Origin of the sequence: Methanosarcina sp. 1.H.A.2.2, from assembly GCF_000979975.1 — an archaeon.
GTDB lineage: Archaea > Halobacteriota > Methanosarcinia > Methanosarcinales > Methanosarcinaceae > Methanosarcina.
Genome location: NZ_JJQL01000042.1, coordinates 9447 through 17477 on the forward strand (window position 1 = coordinate 9447; position 8031 = coordinate 17477).

Sequence of the window (8031 nt, forward strand, 5' to 3'; positions counted from 1 at the left end):
GCTCGTCGGCAGCGTCAGATGTGTATAAGAGACAGCTTATTTCCAGAAGCTTCAGTTGAGATAATAACTGCAGATTTTCGACTAATTCTCCAAAAACGATAACAAGAAAAATGTTATTTTTTTGAAGACATCTGCGGAAGGTCGGCTCTATTCCTGCGTCTGTAAATTTGGCGGGATTATCCTTTATCCTTGCTTCTTTTATATTCGGAAGCATGGTATGGAGAAGGCCTCCTATTTTTTCCTGCCTGTCATAGAGGGTTATTCCCAGGCAGGAACCCAGTCCGGAGGTTTTAATTTTTACAGGGCTTCTAACTATTGCGCAGTCCCCTATACCCACCATAACTATGCCTGAATAGGCCAATCTGTAAAAACCTCCTGATGATTTGCTCATAATTTTTCATAATTTGATGGTTCATATTCGGTACAGGGTGTTTGATCAATCATTGAATTAATTTTTTTTAATAGATGGTTCAGAGATTCCGGGTCAAGTAAAGTCAATATATTTCCGTTAATTTTATTTTCTTTTATGAGGAACTCTGCATCAAGTATAAGTGCAAAATCTGCTATGCAGCTCATCTCTGTAACGGCTGAATTGAAAATGGAGTCAGACATATCATATGCTGCGTAAGGTGTTGAAATAGAAAGATTGAGTTTCAAAAATTTCGCAAGGGAAGTTATGTAGGTTCCTGCCAGGATATGGCTAACTTCTTCAATTAAAGACAGGTTCATAGGATTTGTCAGGTCCCTTTTTTCTTCTTCACCTGAGAGGGTCAGGCAGAGACTTCTTGCACTGTTTTCAGGAAAAAAGACAAGGATATAACCATTGAGATCATCTTTGATACGCATTAATGTACCTAGTACCGGTAACTCTGAAAAGCCTGCTATTTTCGGTATATTTTCGATTAATCCAAACTTCGTATCGAGAACTCTGGTACAGACAAGACTGTTTACGAGTCTGGAAAGAGAAACAGCTGAGTTTCCGATCCCTATGTTTCCTATCTCTTTCAGTGCTCCGTATTCAAATTCGCTCAAGCTTCTTATCTTTTCCATGAATGTCCCCTTTAATTCTCTTCAGGTCTTTTAGATCTTTCAGGACTTTCAGGTCTTTTGGTCTTTCAGGTCTTTCAGGTCTTTTAGATCTTTCAGGTCTTTTAGATCTTTTAGGTCTTTTAGGTCTTTTAGATCTCTTTAATTATTCTAAGTTTCTTTTATATACAGTCGTTCTCTTGCATTGTAAGGCTTAAAACGGTTTGAGGCGGTTCCCAGCAGTGTTTCTGCTTTTCCTATCACAAAGAACCCTCCTCTGTTCAATGCATTATGAAAATTAAGCTGCAAATGTTCCTGAATTTCTTTTTTAAAGTATATCATGACGTTTCGGCAGATTATAAGGTCAAAATGGTTTGTACAGGATTCTGATATCATATCCTGCCGTTGAAAACGTATCATACTTCTTAACTGGTTGGAAACCTGGTATGTCTCCCCCTGCCGTACGAAATAGCTTTTTATTATACTGGCATCCACATTTTTAAGCACATTTTCACGGTAAACCCCTTTTCGGGCTTTTTCAAGGCTGAAATTGTCAATATCAGTACCTATAATGCTTATTCTATACTTCTCGAAGTCTCTTCCAAGAACTCTATGCAGCAAAATAGCAAGAGAATAGGCCTCTTCTCCTGTTGCACAGCCTGCACTCCAGATACGGATTGATTTTACAAGTGAATCTGATTTGGATTTTATCAGAAAGGGAATAACTTCTTTTTCAATTACTCCAAAGGTTTCCGGGTTTCGGAAAAACTCACTGACGTTTATGGTAAGGGTTTTAATGAGATTCTCATGTTCTGCTGAGTTCTTTTTCAGCAGCCTGAGGTATTCTTCGTAATTCTCTGAATTGGTAGCTCTGACCCGAACGTTAATTCTACGCCTGAAATGGGCTTCTTTATATTGCTCACAGTTAAAACCAGTACTTTCCGTAATCACTCTTTTTAATAGTTCAAATCCCGGGTCTTCCTCGAGATTTCTGCTCGCCTTTATTTTATCTTCAACTATCTGTCTTCTCTCTCCGTTTACTTTTACTGCTTCTCTACTTGCTTTTATCCCATTTTTACTTCCTTTTACTCTCTCCTCATTTCCTTTTATCCCATTTTTTCTTCCTTTTATTCCTTCCTCACTTACGTTTATTCCACCTTTATTCTTCATTCATTTTTATCCCATTTTTACTTCCTTTCACTCCTTTTTCACCTGTAATTTCTCTGCTGAAGATTCTTACTGGCGTTTGCTGAAGATTATTACTGGCATTATTAGTCCCTTGAATTAAGATTTCAGATTATGGAGTTAACATCAAGAATTAAAATGACACTCCCGTCTCCCATAATTGTTGCTCCTGCAAATCCCCGGGTTTTTTCCAGCAGCCTGCTTTTAAAATTTTTTATAATCACTTCCTGCTTTCCAAGCAGTGAATCTACAACGAGGCCTATATATCGTCCGGCTTTTTCCACTATAACAATGATCAGACTTTCTTCTTTCTGGACAGCAGGCAATTGAAACAACTTACGCAATCTCAGGAGAGGGAGCGCTTTTTCGTCTATCACAATAACCTCTTCACCCCTAATATGCCGGACTTCTTCTTTCCTGACTGAGATACTTTTTACTATGCTGGTGAAAGGAATCGCATATCTTTCCACTCCGACCTTTACAAGCATAGCCTGATAAAGAGCGATTGTTATGGGCAGCCTCAGTTCGAACTTCGAGCCGGATCCGGGGTTTGATTCTACTTTTACGGACCCTCCCAGACGTTCAATCCGGTTCTTTACAACATCCATTCCAATTCCTCTGCCTGAAAGATCTGTGACTGTGCTGGCAGTACTGAGTCCCGGTGCAAAAATTAGCTGTATTGCTTCTCTTTCCGAAAGCTGTTCAGCTTCCCCCCTTGAAATGAGTCCTTTTTCCAACGCAGCTTTCCGGATTTCTTCTGTGCTTATTCCTCTTCCATTATCTTCTATTTTGATAAGAACATAATTTTGCTGCTTTGAAGCTGTAATCATTATAGTGCCGCTTTCCTCTTTCCCAAGCTCCACACGTTCCTCGGGAATTTCTATTCCATGGTCCACTGCGTTTCTTAACAGGTGCACCAGAGGGTCTCCGATTTCTTCCATAATAGCTCTATCGAGCTTGATTTCTTTTCCCTTTATTATAAAGTTAATTTTTTTATTTTGTGCCCTTGCAAGATCCCTTATCATTCTAGGAAAAATATTGGTTATATGATCCAGAGGAATCATTCTGATCTCTAACACTTCTTCCTGAAGCTCCCTGGTTAACTTCTGAAAATCGGAAAGTGCAAGCTCCAGATCCTTTGATTTCGATTCCCCCGTAAGCTCTTTTACCCTGCTTCGATTGATTACGAGCTCACCAACAAGATTCATCAGTTTATCTAACTGTTCCGTGCTGATCCTTGAACTCTGTATCCTTGTAACCCGTGTCTTTGAATCCTGTGTCTTTGAATCCTGTAACTTTGAATCCTGTATCTTTGAATCCCGTATCTCTGAATCCTGTATCTTTGAATCCCGTATCTCTGAATCCTGTATCTTTGAATCCTGTATCTTTGAATCCTGTATCTTTGAATCCTGTATCTTTGAATCCCGTATCTCTGAATCCTGTATCTTTGAATCCTGTATTCTTGAGTTTTGCATATTTTTTACTTTGAAATCCAGTCCAGAGTAAGTAAAGCTTTTCTTTTCTTTTAGTTCCTCATTTATACTTTCGAGTTTCTTTTCTTCTTCTCTTTCTTCTTTTTCCTCTACTTTTTCCTCTATTTTTTCCTCTATTTTTTCCTCTATCTTTTTGTCTGCAGAAAAGGACTCGAATTCACTTTTTAAAGGGAGAACTTCTTCTGAGAAATTATTTATATTCCTGAGAGTTTTCAGGACTTCTACTGCATCAGGATAAGACTTATTATCTTCACTTCTATCGTTTTTTCTCTCTACGGTTTTACTTTCCATGCCCTTGCATACATTTTCAACAAGTCCCTCCAGAGCATCCAGACATTCGAAGATGATATCAATTAAAGAAGAATCAAGGGTTAGCCTTCCCGTACGGAACCTGTCAATAAGGCTTTCCATCTCATGTGTTAGTTCGACAATCTGCTTGAACCCCATGGTCGCAGCCATACCTTTGAAAGTATGGGCTGCACGGAACATTACATTCATCTGCTCCATATTTTCAGGGTCCTGTTCGAGCTCCAGCAGGGAATCACTGATCTCTTTTATATTTTTCTCAGATTCCGATCTGAAAATGCCTATATATTTTGACATATCCATGATTTTCCCTGCCTTTTATAGTCCTGAGAGGTACCCGGATTTCCGAAATGTTTTAAATTTTTTATCTCTCTTTATTTATCTCTCTTTACTTTCTCTTTACTCTCTCGTTGTCTTTTTTCCTTTGTTTTTTGTCTTATTTTTACTTTTTACTTTTCCGGTTAATTCGCTTTTTCAGGCTAATCTTGCGGTAAACAAAAGATATTCTATCTTTAACTTCATTCTAATATTCTGATAATTTCTTCAGCCATTCTGTCCAGAGGGAGCACGAGGTCTGCCAGGTTTCGCCTTACTATTTCTCCGGGCATTCCGTATACCACACATGAACTCCGGGCTTCTGCGATTACTTTGCCCCCCATTTTTTTAATCTCTTCAGCTCCATCTGCTCCATCGCAGTTCATTCCTGTAAGGACAAGGGAAATTACTCTGGAGCCGTAAACCGGTGCAACTGATCTGAAAAGGACATTTACTGAAGGTCTGGACCCCAGTTCTTTAGGGCTGCAAGATAAATGTACTACTTCTTCTTCAAGGCCGTTTACTTTATTTCGTACAATTTCCATATGATAATTACCCGGGGCTATAAGCACAGTTCCTTCCTCTACTCTATCCCCTTCCTGTGCCTCTTTTACCCTGAGAGCTGACTTTTCATCAAGCCTTTTTGAAAGAGATGCTGTAAAACCCGGAGGCATGTGCTGTACTACAAGAACTGCAGCTGGAATCTCAGCGGGAAGTGAGCCTATAAGTTTTTCCAGGGCCCGTGGGCCTCCTGTGGACGCACCTATCGCCAGTATATTTCTCACAGAGGTTACTTTCTCCAGAAGCCTGTTCTCTTTCTTCTCCCCTTTCTTTTCCTCTTTCTTTTCCCCGCTCTTCTCCTCTTTCTTTTCCTCTTTCTTTTCCCCGTTCTTCTCCCCTTTTTCCGGATTCCCGGGTTCTAAATCTCGCATGCACTCCAGGTTTTTAAGGTTAGCTTTTGTAGCTATCCTGACTTTCCTGCAAATTTCCTCTGCCATTTCAGGCATGCTCTGACTGAGAACACCTGAGGGCTTTTCGATTACATCCACTGCTCCGTACTCAAAAGCTGTAAGGGTAATCTCTTCAGCTTTTTCCCCCAGAGCTGACACTATTATTACAGGAGTCGGATATTCTTTCATGATACGGGCAAGAGTCTTAAGACCGTCAAGAACAGGCATTACATTGTCCAGAAGTACTACATCGGGCCTAAGTTTCTTGATTTTTTCAAGACCGTCCTTTCCGTTGACTGCCGTTCCGATAACCCTTATCTTCGGGTCTTCTTTGAGAATATCGGAAAGAACCTTGCGAATTAAAGCAGAATCATCTACTATGAGTGCGCGGATAGTCATCTCAAGCACTTTTTTGTTGAATCGGTTTATTTAAAACTCGTTTTTATTTAACTCAAGTATTTCGATTCACTCTGTCTTGATCCAGAACTCAGTTACGTAATCTAAAAACTAACTGTTTAATCCAATAATTGAATACTTAATCCGGTAATTGAATGCTTAATCCATAAATTAGATATTTAATCTAAAATTAATCTAAAATTAATCTAAAATTAATCTAAAATTAATCTAAAATTAATCTAAAATTCAGATCTGTAATTAGAATCGGACGCTTAACTTAATGCTCTTCAGTTAATTTGGCTCAGCAATTTTTTTGATTACATCCAGCATGCCATCTGGCTCAAAAGGTTTTACTATGAAACCCATGGCACCTATTTTAATAGATTCCGTTATCAGAGCCTGCTGCCCAAGAGAAGAGCACATTACCACTTTTGCATCAGGGTCCATTAAAAGAAGTTTTTGCAATGCCTCTTTCCCATCCATATCTGGCATTATTATGTCCATTAGCACAAGGTCAGGTTTTACCTCCAGGTATGTCTGAATTGCTTCTTCTCCATCACCTACCTCAGCAACCACCTCGTGTCCGTGCTTTAAAAGAATGTCTCTGATTACCATCCGCATAAATTCGGCATCGTCCACGATCATTACTCTTGCCATCTATTTGCCTTCTTTTATTTTTTATTAAGTGAGTGACAATATCTTTGTGACAATGTCTTATGTGGCGATATTTGTTCTACTGTATATTTGGAACCGCCCTGAAGTTATCTGACCACTCAATTTCATTTTTGAGAATACTCAGAGTTTCAGAATAATAATGAATTCTATTGAAGCAGTCAACTGAAGGATTCCTATTGAAGCAGTCAACTGAAGGGTTCCGATTGAAGCTATTAATCAAATAACTTTTATCAGAGTACACATAAGGTTAACGCAATTGATTAACGCAAGTTTTTTTGCTAACGTAAGTCTTTTTTGTTAATATAAAAAAGTATATGCGAGACGTGCTATATTAAACTTTTTTAATTATCTTTCGCAAATTATCTAGCTTTAAACCCGTCTCTATTTTGGAATGGTTGCATGTTAACAAAACGTTTCTAAAAGTTTGTTAAGTTTTAAAAATCCTATTTAAATTATCAGGGTCTGTTACTGCATAGAATAAATTCTACAGGGTTGGATGTGCTTGTTTTCATACCATGCGTAGAATCAACTTTTCTTGGGGACACATCAATATAATATAAAATGTTTTCATCTTCACTTTATATATTAAAACAGTGGTATAAATATTAATAAATAACTTTATATTCTACGGGAATTCATATTATCTTTATTAAGTCGGGGAATTTACTGCTATCTGCTATATCGTTATGTAAAGGATCAACACTGGGAACTGAATGTCTTCTTTTTGTCACTGAAATCCACTTATTTGGTGTTAAAATTTAGTTGTAAGTGTTTGAGTGCCAGCCTGCAAATTCCAACCGATTTGCCTTCAAATCTTACAAATTATGTTCAGAAATGTAATATATAATGGAAATTTGCTTGCGATAGAAAATTTATCAGGGTATTTAATAGAATTTTTTCTAAGATAAGTAAGGATAAAATATTCCATATAATTAAGTCGTTTATCTGTTCCCACCAGTAAAATTCGTTTCACAAAATAACCCCCTATAAGAACGATATCTCTGTAAGAACGATATCTCTGTAAGAATAGCATCTCTGTAAGAAGGATATCGTTCAGAGAATTCTTAAGCAAGCACAGGAGTTGATCAAATGCCTGAAATCCTGATCGTTGAGGATAACCTGCTTAACCTTGTCATTGAAGCTGACCTTCTGAAATCATGCGGATATGATCCGAAGAAGGCAAAAAACGGCTTTGAAGCGCTGGAAGTTCTCAGTAAGGTCAAAGTTGATCTTGTACTGATGGATATGGAACTTCCAAAGATGCATGGGCTTGAACTGCTTCAACGGATAAAATGCAACCCTGATACACGAAGCATAAAAGTGGTTGCTGTCACAGGACATTGTGATCCTGAAAGTGAACAGGAATTCCTAAAAGCCGGATGTCATGCTGTCCTTTCCAAACCCATAAATTTTGATATTTTTGGATCGCAGGTCAAAGAGTTCCTTACATTAACGAGTTCTTCACTGAATTTTCCTGAGTAATATCTCCAGAAGGAGTATTCTTGATGAATGCCGAACCTCCAATTCTCCTATTATTTGAGGTTCTTACTCTTTTCAAGAATCAGGAAATTTATGAATTCTTAAATAATCTATATCAGGAAATTTATGGATTCTTAAATAATCTATATCAGGAAATTTATGGATTCTTAAATAATCTATATCAGGAAATTTATGGATTCTTAAAT

The 8031-nt window shown here is 38.0% G+C and carries 7 protein-coding genes and 3 pseudogenes; 2 read left to right on the plus strand and 8 right to left on the minus strand.

The window, feature by feature from the left end; genetic code table 11:
• The 8 genes and pseudogenes from EO93_RS18095 to EO93_RS06865 all read right to left on the minus strand — a co-directional run.
• A pseudogene (locus EO93_RS18095) lies at positions 1-361 on the minus strand (hypothetical protein); the annotation flags it as partial.
• 26 nt (positions 362-387) lie between these two features.
• On the minus strand, positions 388-1050 hold the full coding sequence (locus EO93_RS06845; protein WP_048138650.1) for a chemotaxis protein CheC: 663 nt from the start codon (positions 1048-1050) through the stop codon (positions 388-390).
• Positions 1051-1197: 147 nt separating this feature from the next.
• Positions 1198-2196: a protein-glutamate O-methyltransferase CheR gene (locus tag EO93_RS06850; protein ID WP_082107588.1), complete on the minus strand. Its 999-nt coding sequence runs from the start codon at positions 2194-2196 to the stop codon at positions 1198-1200.
• A gap of 122 nt (positions 2197-2318) precedes the next feature.
• Entirely contained in the window at positions 2319-3461 is a 1143-nt protein-coding gene (locus EO93_RS18625) for a chemotaxis protein CheA (protein WP_394297247.1), read from the minus strand.
• A pseudogene (locus EO93_RS18630) lies at positions 3424-3621 on the minus strand (pentapeptide repeat-containing protein); the annotation flags it as partial. The pseudogene EO93_RS18630 and the gene EO93_RS18625, both read right to left, overlap by 38 nt.
• Before the next feature lie 413 nt (positions 3622-4034).
• Positions 4035-4313 (minus strand): annotated as a pseudogene (locus tag EO93_RS18635) (Hpt domain-containing protein); the annotation flags it as partial.
• A 215-nt stretch (positions 4314-4528) separates the two neighbouring features.
• The gene (locus tag EO93_RS06860; RefSeq protein WP_048161656.1) at positions 4529-5674 is read right to left on the minus strand and encodes a chemotaxis response regulator protein-glutamate methylesterase; all 1146 of its coding nucleotides are present in this window, start codon (positions 5672-5674) and stop codon (positions 4529-4531) included.
• A gap of 288 nt (positions 5675-5962) precedes the next feature.
• Entirely contained in the window at positions 5963-6328 is a 366-nt protein-coding gene (locus tag EO93_RS06865) for a response regulator (protein WP_048135272.1), read from the minus strand.
• A gap of 1107 nt (positions 6329-7435) precedes the next feature.
• Here EO93_RS06865 and EO93_RS06870 point away from each other — a divergent pair.
• Together EO93_RS06870 and EO93_RS18100 are read left to right on the plus strand one after the other, a co-directional pair.
• Positions 7436-7828 (plus strand): response regulator, encoded by a 393-nt coding sequence (locus tag EO93_RS06870; RefSeq protein ID WP_048161649.1) that lies wholly within the window; start codon positions 7436-7438, stop codon positions 7826-7828.
• Positions 7829-7851: 23 nt separating this feature from the next.
• Positions 7852-8031 (plus strand): hypothetical protein (locus tag EO93_RS18100; RefSeq protein WP_048161651.1); only part of this gene is annotated, 180 nt, incomplete at its 3' end.